Raw genomic sequence first — 15,526 nt, forward strand, 5'->3', positions numbered from 1 at the left:
GTTCGGGATGCCGGCCGGGAACGCGGCGCGGCGCCGGGGAGAACGGGTGAGACGGGGCCGGTTGCCGGACGATGCGCGGTGCCCCGCGGTGCGGCTGCCCCGCAGCGGTATACGCCGATCGCGTACGGGCGCCGGGAGGCACGGCGGTCGAGCCGAACGCGACCCGGCGTCGCCGGCTCGCACGCACGCCGAGCGTCGCGAGCCTGAAAGTGCGTAGGATGGTCAATCAGGACGGAAAACGCAAGTCGACCGCGTTGCATGGTGCGGGTTCCGGCCGACTTTGACAAACAATGCAAAGCTGCCGTTCGGCCGATGGAGGCGCTGTGCTATCGACAGCGGCAGCGTCTGCGTCATGCAAGCGGCAGCCGGCGGACGCGCTGCGCCCGACGAAGCAGCACCGGCGAACGCCGCTTCAGACGTCCGCCAGCGTGCTGCTCGCTTATGCGCCGGACTTGCCCGTCGCGTCGCCGCCGGACGTCGGGACGGCCGGGCACGGCACGACCTGCGCGGCGGCCGTCTTGCTGCCGGCCGCGGGCGTCGTGCCGCGGCGTGCGGCCATCGCGCGCACGCCTGCCGCGGCCTGCGTGGCGATCACGTCGAGCGCGCGCCGGTGGCCGGCGACGAGCGCATCGTAGCCGTCGGCGACCGGTTCAGCGACGCTCGTGCGACAGGTCATCACGGCCTGCGTGCCGAGCGGGCGCACGCTCCACACGGCGTCGACCGCTGCGCGCTTGCCGGGCCACGACTCGAAGCGCTGCACGTTCACGCTGACGCGATACACGGGCACGCCGGGCGGGTACGCGGAATTCGCGACGTCGATCGTGCCGAGCTGCGCGGCGAGATCGTCGGACAGCGCGCGGCGGATCTCGTCGGCGGGCGGCGACGCCCAGCGCTCCTGCTCGAGCACGTCGACCTGCGCGGCGTTCTTTTGCACGACCAACTGGTTCTTCGCGACCTGCTCGGGCACGCCGACGGACGGCACCTCGATCAGGAACGCCGGGTTGGCCGGCGCGGTGCGCACCGGGGCCGCGGCGTCGGCCCGGCTGAGCGTGTAGAACCGCGCGGGCGGCGAGCTGCACGCGGCGAGCGCGAGTGCGGCGAAGGCCGCCGCCGCGCCGCTCGCGAAACCGTTCACGCGTGTCGTCATTGTTGATCTCCTGGCTTGCCCTTGAGCAGCGATTCGGGGTGGCGCTCCAGATAATCGGCGAGCGCGTTCAGCGACTGCAGCGTGCGCGTGAGCTCCTTCAGCGCGCCGCGCACGTCGGACTGCAGCGGCGAATCCTGCTGCAGCGTCGCCTCGGCGGTCGAGAAGGTCTGCTTCGCGGCCGACAGCGTGTCGCGCGCTTCCGGCGCGACCTGCGTGTCGAGCTGCTTGAACAGCTTGTCGGCGTTCGACAGCGCGCTGTTCAGGTTCGCGCCGATCTGGTCGAACGGCACCTTGTCGAGCTTCTTCGCGATGTCGGCGACCTGCAGCTGCAGTTCGTCGAGGGTGTTCGGCACGGTCGGCAACTCGAGCGGCTGGCGCGACGTGTCGATCTTCACGACCGGCGCCTTCGGGAAGAAGTCGAGCGCGACGTAAAGCTGGCTCGTCAGCAGGTTGCCGGTGCGCAGCTGGCCGCGCAGCCCGTGCTGGACGAGCCGCTCGACGATCTCGCGGCGGGCCGGTTCGCCCTTGCTCTCGATCGTCTCGCGGAAGCGGCGGCCGAGGCGCTCCGGATACACGTTCATCGTTACCGGCATCGTGAAGTTCTTCGTCTTCGGATCGTAGTCGATGCCGATGTTCGTCACTTCGCCGAGCACGATGCCGCGGAAGTCGACCGTCGCGCCGACGGCGAGCCCGCGCAGCGACTGGTTGAAGTTCATCGCGACCTGCAGCGGCAGGCCGTCCGGGTCGCGCATCGCGTCGCCTTCGTCGGAAGCCAGGCGGAACGTCGTGTTGTTCGGCGCCGTCGTGCCGCTGCCCTGGTTCGGCGGCGTCTGGAATGCGATGCCGCCGAGGATCACCGTCGCGAGCGACTGCGTGTTCAGCTTCAGGCCGCTCGAATCGAGCCGCAGGTCGACGCCGCTGGCCTGCCACCAGCGCGAGTTCACGCCGACGTACTGGTCGTACGGCGCAGTGACGAACACGTTGAACGTGACGCCCGTGCCGTCCTTGTCGAGCGAGAAGCCGACCACCTGGCCGACCTGCACGCGGCGGTAGTAGACGGGCGAGCCGATGTCGACCGAGCCGAGCGAATCGCCGCGCAGCACGTACTGCGTGCCTTTCTGGTCACCCGTGACGGCGGGCGGCGTCTCGAGGCCCGTGAAGTCGGTCAGCGTATCCTGCCCGTGGCCGGCGTCGACGCCGATATACGCGCCGGACAGCAGCGTGCCGAGTCCCGACACGCCGGTCGCGCCGATGCGCGGCCGCACGATCCAGAAGCGCGAGCCCTTGACCGCGAAGTCCTCGGCTTCCTTTTTGAGCTGCACGTCGACGAGCACGCGCGACAGGTCTTTCGACAGCTTGATCGTCTTGACCATGCCGATCTCGACGTCCTTGTACTTGACCTGGGTCTTGCCGGGCTCGAGCCCTTCGGCGCTGTGGAAGCTGATCGTGATTTCCGGGCCACGCTCGCGCACGGACTTGATCACGAGGCCGATGCCGATCAGCGCCGCGATCAGCGGCACGAGCCAGACGAGCGACGGCAGCCAGCCGCCTTTCGTCGAGATCGTCGGGTCGGGTGGCCGGGACGCGTCGTGCTGCGGGCCTTGCGGACTATTCATGGTGATTCCCTGAGGTTTCGACTGGATCCCAGATCAGGCGGGGATCGAACTGCATCGATGCGAGCATCGTCAGGATCACGACCGAGCCGAACGCGAGCGCGCCGGGGCCGGCCGTGATGACGGCGAGCGAACGGAAATGGACGAGCGCGACGGTCAGCGTCACGACGAAGATGTCGAGCATCGACCAGCGGCCGATGCGCTCGACGATCCGGAACAGGCGCGTGCGCTGCAGCGGCCGCCACGCGGAGCGGCGCTGCGTGCTGATCACGAGGATCAGCAGCACGCCGAGCTTGAGCATCGGCACGAGGATGCTCGCGACGAACACGACGACGGCGAGCGGCCAGTCGCCCGATATCCAGAAATAGATGACGCCGCTCATGATCGTGTCTTCCTGCGAGCCGACGATCGACGCGGTGCGCATGATCGGCAGCAGGTTCGCCGGAATATAGAGGATCGCGGCCGCGAGCAGCAGCGCCCACGTGCGCATCAGGCTGTTCGGTGTGCGGAAATGGAGCACGCTGCCGCAGCGCGCGCAGCGCGCGTGCGGATGGTCGAGCGTCTGGACGAGCCCGCACGCGTGGCAACTGGCGTAACCCTCGCGGGCGGCGGTCGGGATCGTCATCGGCGGGCGGCCTCGGACAGCGGCGCGACGGCGTCGTCGGGCGGCCCCGGCTGTTCGGGCGGGCGCCCGGCGCGCAGGTCGTCGGCGATGTCCCACAGCGTGCGCGGGTCGAACATCAGCACGACGGCGATCATCAGCGTGAGCGCGGCGAACGCGAACAGCGCGGCATCGGGAACGACACGTGCGAGGCTCACCATCTTCACGATCGTCACGAGGATTCCGAGCATCAGCACCTCGATCATGCCCCATGGCCGCACGAGCTCGATCGCGCGCAGCACCAGGTTGAAGCCGGGCGGCACGACGCCGCGCCGGATCGGCAGCAGCAGGTACAGCAGCGCGGACATCTCGACGAGCGGGAACAGCACGGTCGAGCAGAACACCATCACGCCGACGACCGCCATGTCCTGGCGCCACAGCGAGTCGATCGCGCCGATCAGCGTCGTCTGCACGCGGTTGCCGTTCACGTCCATTTCGAGGATCGGGAACGCCTGCGCGATCGTAAACGTGATCAGCGCCGCGAGCGCGAGCGCGCAGATCCGCTCGATCTGCGCGGCGCTGTTGCGATAGAGCAGCGCGTCGCAGCGCGGGCAGCGCGCGATTTCGCGGCCGCCGAGGCGCGGTTTGTGCAACAGTGCGTCGCACTCGTGACAGGCAATCAGGTCGTTTCGTTGCATGGAAAAAGCGGTTGTGCGACGGCTGGAGGAACGCGTCGACGGGGCCGGAACCCGCGCCAATCTTACCAAAACGCCTTTTTCGCGGTGTCAACGATCGCATGCTCGGTGACCGATCGGTAACATGGCGGGAAGCGGGCGGCAGGCTGACATGCCTGTCCTCAGAGTCCGCGCAGGTCAAAAGGTTGCGGTAGCATGGCGCCCTTGACATGCGTCGGACTCATGGCCGGCGCGGCTGTTCGCTGAACTGAGGAACCCAAGATGGCATCGAATTCGCTGCCGGCCAGGCCGGTACGTTATACGCAGACCGCGATCGCGCTGCACTGGCTGATCGCGCTGCTGATTATCAGCGGCTTCGCGCTCGGCTGGGTGATGACCGACATTCCCGGCTTCACGCCGACGAAGCTGAAGTACTTCTCGTGGCACAAGTGGATCGGCGTGACGGCGTTCGCGCTGGCCGTGGTGCGCGTGCTGTGGCGCGCGACCCACGTGTCGCCGCCGCTGCCCGGCGATACGCCGGCGTGGCAGCGTGCGGCGTCGCACGGCGTGCACATCCTGCTGTACGTGCTGATGCTGGTGATTCCGGTCACGGGCTACCTGTACAGCTCGGCGTCGAACATTCCGGTCGTGTACCTCGGCATCGTGCCGCTGCCGCGGCTGATCGATCCCGATCCGGTGCTCAAGGAAACCTTCAAGACGCTCCACGTGACTTTGAATTACATTCTGCTTGCGCTCGTGTCGCTGCACGTGCTCGCGGCGCTCAAGCACCAGTTGTTGGACCGCGACGGCCTGCTGTCGCGGATGCTTCCCTTTGCCAAATGAAGGATCCCATGAAAGTGTCTTTCTCCCGCTCCATGCTGACCGCGTTTGCCGCGGTGTCACTGGTCGCATCGGGCGCGGCGCTCGCCGATGTCGATCTCGCGAAGAGCAAGGTGTCCGCCGTGTCGAAGCAGATGAACGTGCCGACCGAGGGCGCGTTCAAGAAGTTTTCCGCGCAGGTGAAGTTCGATCCCGCGAAGGCCGCGCAGGGCAGCGCGCAAATGACGATCGACGTCGCGAGTTATGACCTCGGCGACAAGATGTACAACGACCAGGTCGCGGGCAAGGACTGGTTCGACGCGAAGGCGTATCCGCAGGCGACGTTCGTGTCGTCGGCGATCGCGCCGGCCGGCGGCAACAAGTACAACGTGACCGGCAAGCTGACGATCAAGGGCAAGGCCGAGACCGTCACCGTGCCCGTCACGGTCACGCAGAGCGGCGCGACGCAGACGTTCGACGGCGTGCTGCCGATCAAGCGTTCGGCGTTCAACGTCGGCACCGGCGAATGGAAGGACACGTCGATCGTTGCCGACGAAGTGCAGATCAAGTTCCATCTCGTCGCCGCGAAGTAAGCGGCGGGCTATCGCATCCCCTGAATGCCGCGCGAGGGCGCGGCACCGTTCCAAGGAGAATGAGTTGAAAAAGCATCTGATGATCGCCGCCGGCGCACTGGCCGCTTCGCTGTCGTTCTCGGCATTCGCCGACACCGCAACGTACCAGTTCGACCCGAGCCACACGTACCCGAGCTTCGAGGCCGACCACTTCGGCGGCCTGTCGGTCTGGCGCGGCAAGTTCGACAAGTCGAGCGGCACCGTGACGCTCGACCGCGCGGCGAAGACGGGCACCGTCGAAGTGACGACCGACGTCGCGTCGATCCAGACGGGCAGCGCGAAGCTCGACGAGCACCTGCAGACGAACGAATTCTTCGATGTCGCGAAATTCCCGCAGGCGATCTACAAGGGCGCCATCAAGTTCGACGGCGACAAGCCGGTGTCGGTGGTCGGCAACCTGACGCTGCATGGCGTCACGAAGCCGCTGACGCTGAAGATCGATTCGTTCAAGTGCATGCCGCACCCGATGCTCAAGCGTGAAGTGTGCGGTGTCGACGCGGTCGGCGAATTCAGCCGCGACGATTTCGGCCTCGACTACGGCAAGCAGTACGGCTTCAAGATGAAGACGAAGCTGCTGATCTCGGCCGAAGCCGTCAAGCAGCAGTAACGCCGCCGGCCGGGCCTGCCGCCGCGCCGGCCCGTCGCGTGCAAACCGCCGCGTCCCCCTTACCGGGGCGCGGCGGTTTTTTTGCGCGCCTATAATCGCCCGAGCGCCGCCCGCGGCGCCCGGCGGGCCGATGTCGCGAGCGCGGCCGCGACCGCTGCGAACAGAACGTATAACGACAAGGAGATCGCCGATGCATGCCGCCACGCAGTCCCGTTCCATTGCCTCGTCGCCGCGCGTGTGGCGCGCGGTGGTCGCCGCGTCGATCGGCAACGCGCTCGAGTGGTTCGATCTCGTCGTCTACGGCTTCTTCGCGGTGACGATCTCGAAGCTGTTCTTTCCGGCCGGCAACGATACCGTGTCGCTGCTGCTCACGCTCGGCACGTTCGGCGTGTCGTTCTTCATGCGGCCGCTCGGCGCGATCGTGCTCGGCGCGTATGCCGACCGCGCGGGCCGCAAGGCCGCGCTCACGCTGTCGATCCTGCTGATGATGGCCGGCACGCTGGTCATCGCGGTGCTGCCGACCTACGAGACGATCGGCGTCGCGGCGCCGGTGATCCTCGTCGCCGCGCGGCTGATGCAGGGTTTCTCGGCCGGCGGCGAGTTCGGCAGCGCGACCGCGTTCCTCGCCGAGCACGTGCCGGGCCGGCGCGGCTTCTTCGCGAGCTGGCAGATCGCGAGCCAGGGGCTCACGACGCTGCTCGCCGCCGGCTTCGGCACCGTGCTGAACGCGCAGCTGTCGGCCGCGCAGATGGCTTCGTGGGGCTGGCGCGTGCCGTTCTTCTTCGGCCTGCTGATCGGGCCCGTCGCGTACTACATCCGCGCCAAGGTCGACGAGACGCCCGAATTCCTCGCGGCCGAAGCCACCGCGAACCCGCTGCGCGACACGTTCGCATCGCACAAGGCGCGCCTGGTCGCCGCGATGGGCGTGGTCGTGCTCGGCACCGTCGCAACCTATCTCGTGCTGTTCATGCCGACCTACGGCGTCAAGCAGCTCGGCCTCGCACCGTCCGCCGCGTTCGCGGCGATCCTCGTCGTCGGCGTGATCCAGATGGCGTTCGCGCCGCTCGTCGGCCACTGGTCGGACCGTTACGGCCGCGTGCGCGTGATGATCGCGCCGGCCGTCGGCATCCTCGTGCTGATCTATCCGGCATTCGCGTATCTGGTCGCGCACCCGGGCTTCGGCACGCTGATCGCGCTGCAGGTGCTGCTCGCAGTCCTGATGACCGGCTACTTCGCGGCGCTGCCGGGCCTGTTGTCCGAGGTGTTTCCGGTGCAGACGCGCACGACCGGGATGTCGCTCGCGTATAACGTCGCGGTGACGATCTTCGGCGGCTTCGGGCCGTTCATCATCGCGTGGCTGATCCGCGCGACCGGGATGAAGACCGCGCCGAGCTTCTACCTGATGTTCGCGGCCGTGCTGAGCCTCGCGGCGCTGGTCGTGCTGCGCCGGCGGTTCGGCTTCCGGTAGAAGGGCGGCGGCGCGTCAGTTGCCGCCGCGTTCGCACACGGGCTGCGCGGGCATCAGTTGCGCCGGCGCGTCGACGGTCCGCACGGGGCGCCCCGCGAGCGCGGCGAGCGCCTGCTGCAGCTGCCAGTCGCCGGTGGTGCCGAATGCGCGCTGCGGCAGCGCCGCGCTCTTCGACGTATCGACCTTCGCGCGCACGCGTGCTTCGCGCAGCTTCTGCCGTTCCTTGCGCACGGGCGCGAACGGGTCGGGCGCCAGCCGGTCCGCATACGGCGCGCGTGCGAGATCGACTTCCCGGTACCACAGCAGCACGCCGTCGACGTCCGAGTCGCGGCGCGGCGGCACGAGCCAGTCCGGCACGACGCCATAGCCGTCCATCGGGCAGCCGTTCGGCCGCAGGTTGCGCGCGAACGTGAAATTCAGGCGTGTGCCGTCGATCAGGTCGACGCCGGTCTGCGCAAGCCCCTTCCCGTAGGTCGGCATGCCGAGCAGTTTCGCGCGGCCGAGGTCCTTCAGCGCCGCCGCGGTCGCTTCGGCGGCCGACGCGCTCTGTCCGTCGACGAGCACGACGAGCGGCACGGTGCGCCACCAGTCGTCGGCCTGCAGCGGCGCGAGCGGATCCTGCCCGTGCATCACCGGCAGTTCGTAGTCGGGCCAGTTGGTCGAGAAGCGGCGGCGGTGGGTGTCGCCGTGCTCGACCGTCACCATCGCGGTGCGGTCGCGTCCGGCGAACAGCGCGGCGATGCCGATCGCCGCATTGAGCGCGCCGCCGCCGTTGATGCGCAGGTCGAGAATCATCCCTTTCACCGGCGGGCCCGCGCGGCGCGCGGCCTGCACCGCGTCGATGTAGTCGCCGACCGCCGGTTCCGGAAAGCTCGACAGCCGCGTGTACAGGATGTCGCCGTCGAGCCGCTTCGCGATCGCCGGATGCGGCTTGACGATCGCGCGCACGGGCGCGAAGCTCAGCACCGCATGGTTCGGGCCGCGCTGCACCGTGAGCTTCAGCGGGACGCCCGCATCGCCCTTCGCGAGTTTCACGAGCTCGCTGCTGTCGATGCCGACGACGCTCCGGGCGTTCATCGCGACGACGAGATCGTCGGGGCGCACGCCGGCCTTCTCGGCCGGTGCGTCGGGAATCACGTCGATGATGTGCAGCCCGTCGGGCCGTGTCTCGAACACGATCCCGATGCCGGGTGTGCCGTCGCGCGTGCGTCGTTCGTTGTCGCGCCGCTCCTGCTCCTCCTTCGCGTTGAAGAAGCGTGCGTACGGCAGCGTCTTGATCCCGTCGTGGGTCGCGGCGTCGAGCAGCGCGCCGATGTCGACGTCGGTCAGGTGCTGCTTCTTCAGCACTTCGACGGCGGCCTTCAGTTCGCAGATCTGCGGCTCCCAGTCGGGCGGGCAGGGCGACGGCGATGCGGCGGCAGGCTGGGAGGCCGGTGGAACAGGCGGGGCGACGGGTTGTGAGACAGGCGGTGCGGCGGGCGGCGCGGCTGTTGGTGCGGATGCCGACTGTGCGCCGGCAGGTTGCGTGCACGGCAGCAACGCAGCCGCGACGGCCGCGCAGACGGCGAGGCGGCGAACGACACACATCGGAGGCATCATCGGGACGGCACGTTCGGACGGGTGGCGAGGGTGCTTGCACGCCGGCGCGAGGCCGGCATGCAGCGGAGCAGGGCGGTGACGATTGTAGCCGACGCCCGACGGTGCATGTCGGGCCCGCCGCGCGCCGCACGGCGGCGGCCCGCGCATGAAAAAAAGGCCGGTCCAACAGGACCGGCCTTCTTGCGTTTGCCGAAACGGCGCGGTGCTTAAACCTGCGCGCCCGCGTTCGGATCGTCCGGATCGTGCGCGGTCTTCTTGTCCTTGATCAGGTCTTCGCGCTTGATGCCGAGCCACATCGCGAGCGAGCCCGCGACGAACACCGACGAGTAGATGCCGAACATGATGCCGACCGTCAGCGCGAGCGCGAAGTAGTGCAGCGTCGGACCGCCGAAGAAGAACATCGACAGCACCATCATTTCCGTCGACGTGTGCGTGATGATCGTCCGCGACATCGTGGTCGTGATCGCGTGGTTGATCACTTCCTGCACGCTCATCTTGCGTTCGCGGCGGAACGTCTCGCGGATCCGGTCGAAGATGACGACCGACTCGTTGACCGAGTAGCCGAGCACCGCGAGGATCGCCGCGAGCACCGCCAGCGAGAACTCCCACTGGAAGAACGCGAAGAAGCCGAGAATGATCACGACGTCGTGCAGGTTGGCGATGATGCCGGCGACCGCGTACTTCCATTCGAAGCGGAACGACAGGTAGATCACGATGCCGATCACGACGCACGCGAGCGCGAGCAGGCCGTCGGTCGCGAGTTCCCGGCCGACCTGCGGGCCGACGAACTCGACTCGCTGCAGCGTGACGTCCGGGCTCTGCGCCTTCAGCGCGGTCATCACCTGGTCGCTCTGCTGCGCGGACGTGAGGCCTTCCTTCAGCTGCAGCCGGATCAGCACGTTGCGCGACGTGCCGAAGTTCTGCACCTGCGCGTCGGCGTAGCCGAGCTTGCCGAGCGTCGCGCGCACGGGTTCGAGTTCCGCGGCCTGCTGGTACTGCACCTCGATCACCGTACCGCCGGTGAATTCGACGGACAGGTGCAGCCCGCGGTGGAACAGGAAGAACACGGCGGCGAGGAACGTGACCAGCGAGATCACGTTGAACACCAGCGCGTGCCGCATGAACGGAATGTCTTTACGGATGCGGAAAAATTCCATGGTCTCGTCTCCGGGGCCTTATTGGGTCGAGCCCGGTTTCTTCGGCGACACGCCTTGCTGCGCGCGGTTGCGCAGCTGCGGCTTGCCGGTGCGCGGCGCGTTGCCCTTCGCGGGTGCGGCGAGCTTCGCGGCGCGCGCGGTGTCGGTCGATTCGTCCGCGTCGGTGAACGATGCGGCGGTGGCGCCTTCCGGCCTCCACACCTGGCCGATCGCGAGCGACTTCAGCTTCTTGCGGCCGCCGTACCAGAGGTTGACGATCCCGCGCGAGAAGAACACCGCGGAGAACATCGACGTCAGGATACCGAGGCAGTGCACGATCGCGAACGCGCGAACCGGGCCCGAGCCGAACGCGAGCAGCGCGAGGCCGGCGATCAGCGTCGTGACGTTCGAGTCGAGAATCGTCGCCCATGCGTGCGCGTAACCGGCCTGGATCGCGAGCTGCGGCGGCTGGCCCGCACGCAGTTCTTCACGCACGCGTTCGTTGATCAGCACGTTCGAGTCGATCGCCATGCCGAGCGCGAGCGCGATTGCGGCGATGCCGGGCAGCGTCAGCGTCGCCTGCATCAGCGACAGCACGGCGACGAGCAGCAGCAGGTTCACCGACAGGCCGATCACCGAGACCACGCCGAACAGCATGTAGTACGCGATCATGAACACGGCGATCGCGCAGAAGCCCCAGATCACCGAGTGGACGCCCATCTTGATGTTGTCGGCGCCGAGGCTCGGGCCGATCGTGCGTTCCTCGATGATGTCCATCGGCGCCGCGAGCGAACCGGCGCGCAGCAGCAGCGCGAGGTCGGCCGCGGCCTGCGGCGTCGGCTGGCCCGTGATCTGGAAGCGGTCGCCGAGTTCCGACTGGATCGTCGCGACCGTCAGCACCTCGCCCTTGCCCTTCTCGAACAGCACCATCGCCATCGGCTTGCCGATGTTGTCGCGCGACACCGTGCGCACCGCGCGGCCGCCGGCCGAGTCGAGGCGGATGTTGACCGACGGACGCTGGTGTTCGTCGAAGCCGGCCGATGCATCGATGATGCGGTCGCCGGTGAAGATCACGTCCTTCTTCAGCAGCACGGGCGCCTGGATGCCCTGCGTGAACAGTTCCTCGCCCGGCGGCACCGGGTCGTTCGGGTTCGGGTGCGTGTTGATCGGGTCGGCGAGGCGGGCCTCGAGCGTCGCGGTGCGGCCGATGATGTCCTTCGCCTTCGCGGTGTCCTGCACGCCCGGCAGCTCGACGACGATGCGGTCGCTGCCTTGCTGCTGAAGGATCGGCTCCGACACGCCGAGTTCGTTTACGCGGTTGTGGAGCGTCGTCAGGTTCTGCTTGAGCGCGGCGTCCTCGACGGACTTCTGCACGGCCGGCGTGAACGTGCCGACGACCTGCGTGCCGCCGCCGCCGGGCTGGGTCGCCCATTGCAGTTCGGTGACCGACTGCGCGAGCACCTTGCGGGCGTCTTCCGCGGTCTGCGCATCGCTGAAATTGACGACGACGGACTGGTCGACGCGGCTCACGCCGCCGTCGCGGATGTTCTTGTCGCGCAGCAGCGAGCGCGCGTCGGATGCGTCGGAGTCGAGCTTCTTCGTGAGCGCGCCCGTCATGTCGACCTGGAGCAGGAAGTGGACACCGCCGCGCAGGTCGAGGCCGAGATACATCGGCAGCGCGTGCAGGGCAGTCAGCCAGCGCGGCGACGCGCTCTGCAGGTTCAGTGCGACGACGTACTGCGGATCGTTCGGGTCGGCGTTCAGCGACTTCTGCAGCAGGTCCTTGACGCGCAGCTGCGTATCGGTGTCCTTCAGGCGCACGCGGATGTTCGCGTTGGTCGCCGTGTTCTCGAAGGTGACGTCGTCCGGCGTGATCTGCGCGGAGGCGAGCGCCGATTCGACCTGGGTCAGCGTGGTCGAGTCGAGCTTGACCGTGGCCTTGCCGCTCGACACCTGCACCGCCGGCGCTTCGCCGAAGAAGTTGGGCAATGTGTACAGAAGGCCGATGGCGAGCGCCACGACCATCACGACATATTTCCAGAGTGGGTAACGATTCATGAGGGGGCCGAACGGGTGGTTGGCGTGAAAGCGTCGCGTCCGGCGCCGCGGCGTCCCGCTCTCTCAGGCGGGCACGGCGCGGGGAGCCGGACGCTCGGTGAAGGGCTTACAGCGACTTGATCGTGCCCTTCGGCAGAATGGTCGTGACTGCAGCCTTCTGCACGGTGATTTCGGTGCCTTCGGCGATCTCGACGCCGATGTAGCCTTCGGTGACCTTCGTCACCTTGCCGACGAGGCCGCCGCTCGTGACGACTTCGTCGCCCTTGGCCATGGCGGCGAGCATGTTGCGGTGTTCCTTCTGACGCTTCATCTGCGGACGGATCATGATGAAGTAGAGCACGCCGAACATCAGGATGAGCGGCAGGAAGCTCATCAGGCTCGATTCGGCGCCACCGGCACCTTGAGCGAAGGCATTGGAAATGAACGGCACGTTGGTCTCTCCGTAGGGGAAGATCGAAAAGTAAGCCGGTTATTCTACCACCGGCCCCATGCGCAAACGGCGCAGCAAATGCGCTTTCGGATCAAGCTGTTAAAGCACGAACCGGCACCATTGCGACTTGTTTGGAAAGGCAATTGTAATATTTGGCGGTCGGGTCCGGCAGTCGGAGCACGTTATTTAGTACATGTCCCATGTGGCGAACCGCCGCGCGGCCCGTCGGCCCGTCAGTCGACGCCTCTGGCGCGATCCTCCGCGAAGCGCTGGCGGAACGCGTCGAACGTATGGGTCTCGATCGCGTCGCGGATCTCGCTCATCAGCTGCAGGTAGTAGTGCAGGTTGTGGATCGTGTTGAGCTGCGCGCCGAGGATTTCGCCGACGCGGTGCAGGTGATGCAGGTAGCCGCGCGAGAAATTCCGGCACGTGTAGCACGCGCAGCTCGCATCGAGCGGCTTCAGCGAGTTCTTGTGCGTCGCGTTGCGGATCTTCACGTCGCCGAAGCGCGTGAACAGCCAGCCGTTGCGCGCGTTGCGGGTCGGCATCACGCAGTCGAACATGTCGATGCCGTTGGCGACGCCCTCGACCAGGTCCTCCGGCGTGCCGACGCCCATCAGGTAGTGCGGCTTGTTGGCCGGCAGCTTCGGGCCCACGTGCCGCAGCACGCGCATCATGTCTTCCTTCGGCTCGCCGACCGACAGCCCGCCGATCGCGAGGCCGTGGAAGCCGAGCTCCGACAGGCCCGCGAGCGATTCGTCGCGCAGGTCCTCGAACATCCCGCCCTGGACGATCCCGAACAGCGCATTCGGGTTGCCGAGCCGGTCGAACTCGTCGAGCGAGCGCTTCGCCCAGCGCAGCGACATGCGCATCGAGTCGGCCGCTTCCTTGTGCGTGGTCGGCACGCCGTCGGTCGCGTACGGCGTGCATTCGTCGAACTGCATCACGACGTCGGAATTCAGCACCTTCTGGATCTGCATCGACACTTCCGGCGACAGGAACAGCTTGTCGCCGTTGATCGGCGACGCGAACGTGACGCCGTCCTCCGTGATCTTGCGCAGGTCGCCGAGCGAGAACACCTGGAAGCCGCCCGAGTCGGTCAGGATCGGCTTGTTCCAGCCCATGAAGCCGTGCAGGCCGCCGTGTGCGTCGATCGTGTCGAGGCCCGGGCGCAGCCACAGGTGGAACGTGTTGCCGAGGATGATCTGGGCGTTGATCTCGTGCAGCTCGCGCGGCTGGATCGCCTTCACGGTGCCGTACGTGCCGACCGGCATGAAGATCGGCGTTTCGACCACGCCGTGGTTGAGCTTCACGCGGCCGCGGCGCGCGTGGCCGTCGGTCGTCAGCAGTTCGAATTCGAGCCCGTTTGCCGGGCGGTCGTGCACGGGGGCGTGCGTATCGTGATCGTGGGATGAACCTTCGGTCATCGCGTCATTCTCCTTGCTACCGGAAAACAGTCCGGCGCATGTTGGGAATGCCGCCGGCAAGCCGGCGGCGGGGAAAAACGGGAGGCGCGTCATCGTAGCGCGCGGCGGGCGAACGAGGCAGCCGCGCTGCGTGCGGGCCGTCGTGCCTGCCGCGCTTACGCGCGCGGCGCCTCCGGCGTGTCGCGCCGCGTGAGCAGCATCGCGTCGCCGTAGCTGAAGAAGCGGTAGCGTTCGTCGATCGCGTGCCGGTATGCGGCGCGGATCGTCTCGACACCCGCGAACGCCGACACCAGCATCAGCAGCGTCGACTTCGGCAGGTGGAAGTTCGTGACGAGCCGGTCGACCACGCGAAAACGATAGCCGGGCGTGATGAAGATGTCGGTCTCGGCCTGCGTCGCCGCGAGCGGGCGGCCCGCTTCGTCGGCCGAGCGCGCGGCCGCTTCGAGCGCGCGCATCGACGTCGTGCCGACCGCGATCACGTTGCCGCCGCGCGCGCGGGTCGCGGCGATCTTGTCGACGAGCGACTGCGGCAGGTCGTACCACTCGCTGTGCATCTTGTGCTCGGCGATGTTGTCGACACGCACCGGCTGGAACGTGCCGGCGCCGACGTGCAGCGTCAGCGTCGCGCGCTCGACGCCCATCGCGTCGAGCTTGTCGAGCATCGGCTGGTCGAAGTGCAGCCCGGCCGTCGGAGCTGCGACCGCGCCCGGATTGCTCGCGTAGACGGTCTGGTAGCGCGTCTCGTCGGTCGCGTCGGGATCGTGCTCGATATACGGCGGCAGCGGCAGGCGGCCGTACTGCTCGATCAGTGCGAGGCACGGCTCGGGGAAGTGCAGCGTGAAGAACGGCTCGACGCGCTCGCCGACGGTCACGTCGAACGCATCGGCGAGACGCAGCGTCGTGCCGGCGCCCGGCGACTTGCTCGCGCGGATCTGCGCGAGCGCCGTGTGCGTGCCCGTCACGCGCTCGATCAGCACCTCGATCTTGCCGCCGCTGGCCTTCTGGCCGAAGAAACGCGCCTTCAGCACCCTGGTATCGTTGAAGACGAGCAGGTCGCCGGGTGCGATGCACGACGGCAGCTCGGTGAAACGGCGGTCGACGAGGCGCGCGGGCTCGACGGTGCGGTCGACCTCGAGCAGGCGGCTCGCGGTGCGGTCGGGCAGCGCGGTTTGCGCAATCAGCTCGGGCGGCAGATTGAAATCGAAATCGGAAAGCGTGAACATGCGGGCTGGTTCGAAGCGGCCGGCGGGCGTCGCCGGCAGGGCGGAAACGCGTAAATGGGGCGCGCGAGCCGCTATGATGACGGGATGCGCGG

At 67.7% G+C, this 15,526-nt stretch carries 14 protein-coding genes; 4 read left to right on the forward strand and 10 right to left on the reverse strand.

Annotation, left to right across the window (positions count from 1 at the left end; translation table 11 throughout):
- Positions 1-439 precede the first annotated feature (439 nt).
- The 4 genes from GD429_RS38060 to GD429_RS38075 are packed head-to-tail and all read right to left on the reverse strand — an operon-like array spanning position 440 to position 4,059.
- Entirely contained in the window at positions 440-1,147 is a 708-nt protein-coding gene (locus GD429_RS38060) for a membrane integrity-associated transporter subunit PqiC (protein ID WP_152865109.1), read from the reverse strand.
- Positions 1,144-2,763, reverse strand: coding sequence for an intermembrane transport protein PqiB (locus GD429_RS38065; protein WP_152865111.1), 1,620 nt, complete (start codon positions 2,761-2,763; stop codon positions 1,144-1,146). The genes GD429_RS38060 and GD429_RS38065 overlap by 4 nt, the downstream gene beginning before the upstream one ends.
- Positions 2,756-3,385, reverse strand: a complete 630-nt coding sequence (locus GD429_RS38070; RefSeq protein WP_152865113.1) for a paraquat-inducible protein A — start codon at positions 3,383-3,385, stop codon at positions 2,756-2,758. Before GD429_RS38070 ends, GD429_RS38065 begins: the two co-directional genes overlap by 8 nt.
- Positions 3,382-4,059, reverse strand: coding sequence for a paraquat-inducible protein A (locus GD429_RS38075; protein ID WP_152865115.1), 678 nt, complete (start codon positions 4,057-4,059; stop codon positions 3,382-3,384). The genes GD429_RS38070 and GD429_RS38075 overlap by 4 nt, the downstream gene beginning before the upstream one ends.
- Positions 4,060-4,317: 258 nt before the next feature.
- On the opposite strand from GD429_RS38075, the gene GD429_RS38080 reads away from it, so the two are divergent.
- The 4 genes from GD429_RS38080 (at position 4,318) to GD429_RS38100 (ending at position 7,561) form a co-directional block, all read left to right on the forward strand.
- Positions 4,318-4,878, forward strand: coding sequence for a cytochrome b (locus tag GD429_RS38080; RefSeq protein WP_152865117.1), 561 nt, complete (start codon positions 4,318-4,320; stop codon positions 4,876-4,878).
- Between the two features lie 8 nt (positions 4,879-4,886).
- Entirely contained in the window at positions 4,887-5,447 is a 561-nt protein-coding gene (locus tag GD429_RS38085; RefSeq protein ID WP_152865119.1) for a YceI family protein, read from the forward strand.
- 64 nt (positions 5,448-5,511) lie between these two features.
- A complete protein-coding gene (locus tag GD429_RS38090; RefSeq protein WP_152865121.1) occupies positions 5,512-6,093 on the forward strand; it encodes a YceI family protein in 582 nt (193 codons plus the stop codon).
- A 190-nt stretch (positions 6,094-6,283) separates the two neighbouring features.
- Positions 6,284-7,561 carry an MFS transporter gene (locus GD429_RS38100; protein ID WP_152865125.1) on the forward strand — a complete coding sequence of 426 codons (1,278 nt, stop codon included), beginning with the start codon at positions 6,284-6,286 and terminating at the stop codon, positions 7,559-7,561.
- A 15-nt stretch (positions 7,562-7,576) separates the two neighbouring features.
- On the opposite strand, the gene GD429_RS38105 is transcribed toward GD429_RS38100, so the two are convergent.
- The 6 genes from GD429_RS38105 to queA all read right to left on the reverse strand — a co-directional run bounded on the left by GD429_RS38105 (position 7,577) and on the right by queA (position 15,434).
- Positions 7,577-9,148 carry a S41 family peptidase gene (locus GD429_RS38105; protein WP_193727322.1) on the reverse strand — a complete coding sequence of 524 codons (1,572 nt, stop codon included), beginning with the start codon at positions 9,146-9,148 and terminating at the stop codon, positions 7,577-7,579.
- Between the two features lie 218 nt (positions 9,149-9,366).
- Entirely contained in the window at positions 9,367-10,317 is a 951-nt protein-coding gene (gene secF / locus GD429_RS38110) for a protein translocase subunit SecF (protein ID WP_034182770.1), read from the reverse strand.
- 18 nt (positions 10,318-10,335) lie between these two features.
- Entirely contained in the window at positions 10,336-12,354 is a 2,019-nt protein-coding gene (gene secD / locus GD429_RS38115) for a protein translocase subunit SecD (protein ID WP_152865127.1), read from the reverse strand.
- Between the two features lie 106 nt (positions 12,355-12,460).
- Positions 12,461-12,784, reverse strand: coding sequence for a preprotein translocase subunit YajC (gene yajC, locus GD429_RS38120; RefSeq protein WP_034182772.1), 324 nt, complete (start codon positions 12,782-12,784; stop codon positions 12,461-12,463).
- A 233-nt stretch (positions 12,785-13,017) separates the two neighbouring features.
- Positions 13,018-14,211: a tRNA guanosine(34) transglycosylase Tgt gene (gene tgt, locus GD429_RS38125; RefSeq protein ID WP_072436289.1), complete on the reverse strand. Its 1,194-nt coding sequence runs from the start codon at positions 14,209-14,211 to the stop codon at positions 13,018-13,020.
- A gap of 155 nt (positions 14,212-14,366) precedes the next feature.
- Positions 14,367-15,434, reverse strand: a complete 1,068-nt coding sequence (gene queA, locus GD429_RS38130) for a tRNA preQ1(34) S-adenosylmethionine ribosyltransferase-isomerase QueA (protein ID WP_152865129.1) — start codon at positions 15,432-15,434, stop codon at positions 14,367-14,369.
- Positions 15,435-15,526 lie beyond the last annotated feature (92 nt).

It is taken from the genome of Burkholderia sp. BE17 (genome assembly GCF_009362305.1).
Lineage (GTDB): Bacteria > Pseudomonadota > Gammaproteobacteria > Burkholderiales > Burkholderiaceae > Burkholderia > Burkholderia pyrrocinia_C.

Coding starts and splice junctions, on each gene's coding strand:
- GD429_RS38080 (WP_152865117.1), top strand. CDS start 4,318: ATGGCATCGAATTCGCTGCCGGCCAGGCCGGTACGTTATACGCAGACC.
- secF (WP_034182770.1), bottom strand. CDS start 10,317: ATGGAATTTTTCCGCATCCGTAAAGACATTCCGTTCATGCGGCACGCG.
- GD429_RS38085 (WP_152865119.1), top strand. CDS start 4,887: ATGAAAGTGTCTTTCTCCCGCTCCATGCTGACCGCGTTTGCCGCGGTG.
- GD429_RS38070 (WP_152865113.1), bottom strand. CDS start 3,385: ATGACGATCCCGACCGCCGCCCGCGAGGGTTACGCCAGTTGCCACGCG.
- GD429_RS38100 (WP_152865125.1), top strand. CDS start 6,284: ATGCATGCCGCCACGCAGTCCCGTTCCATTGCCTCGTCGCCGCGCGTG.
- queA (WP_152865129.1), bottom strand. CDS start 15,434: ATGTTCACGCTTTCCGATTTCGATTTCAATCTGCCGCCCGAGCTGATT.
- tgt (WP_072436289.1), bottom strand. CDS start 14,211: ATGACCGAAGGTTCATCCCACGATCACGATACGCACGCCCCCGTGCAC.
- secD (WP_152865127.1), bottom strand. CDS start 12,354: ATGAATCGTTACCCACTCTGGAAATATGTCGTGATGGTCGTGGCGCTC.
- GD429_RS38075 (WP_152865115.1), bottom strand. CDS start 4,059: ATGCAACGAAACGACCTGATTGCCTGTCACGAGTGCGACGCACTGTTG.
- GD429_RS38105 (WP_193727322.1), bottom strand. CDS start 9,148: ATGTGTGTCGTTCGCCGCCTCGCCGTCTGCGCGGCCGTCGCGGCTGCG.
- GD429_RS38060 (WP_152865109.1), bottom strand. CDS start 1,147: ATGACGACACGCGTGAACGGTTTCGCGAGCGGCGCGGCGGCGGCCTTC.
- GD429_RS38065 (WP_152865111.1), bottom strand. CDS start 2,763: ATGAATAGTCCGCAAGGCCCGCAGCACGACGCGTCCCGGCCACCCGAC.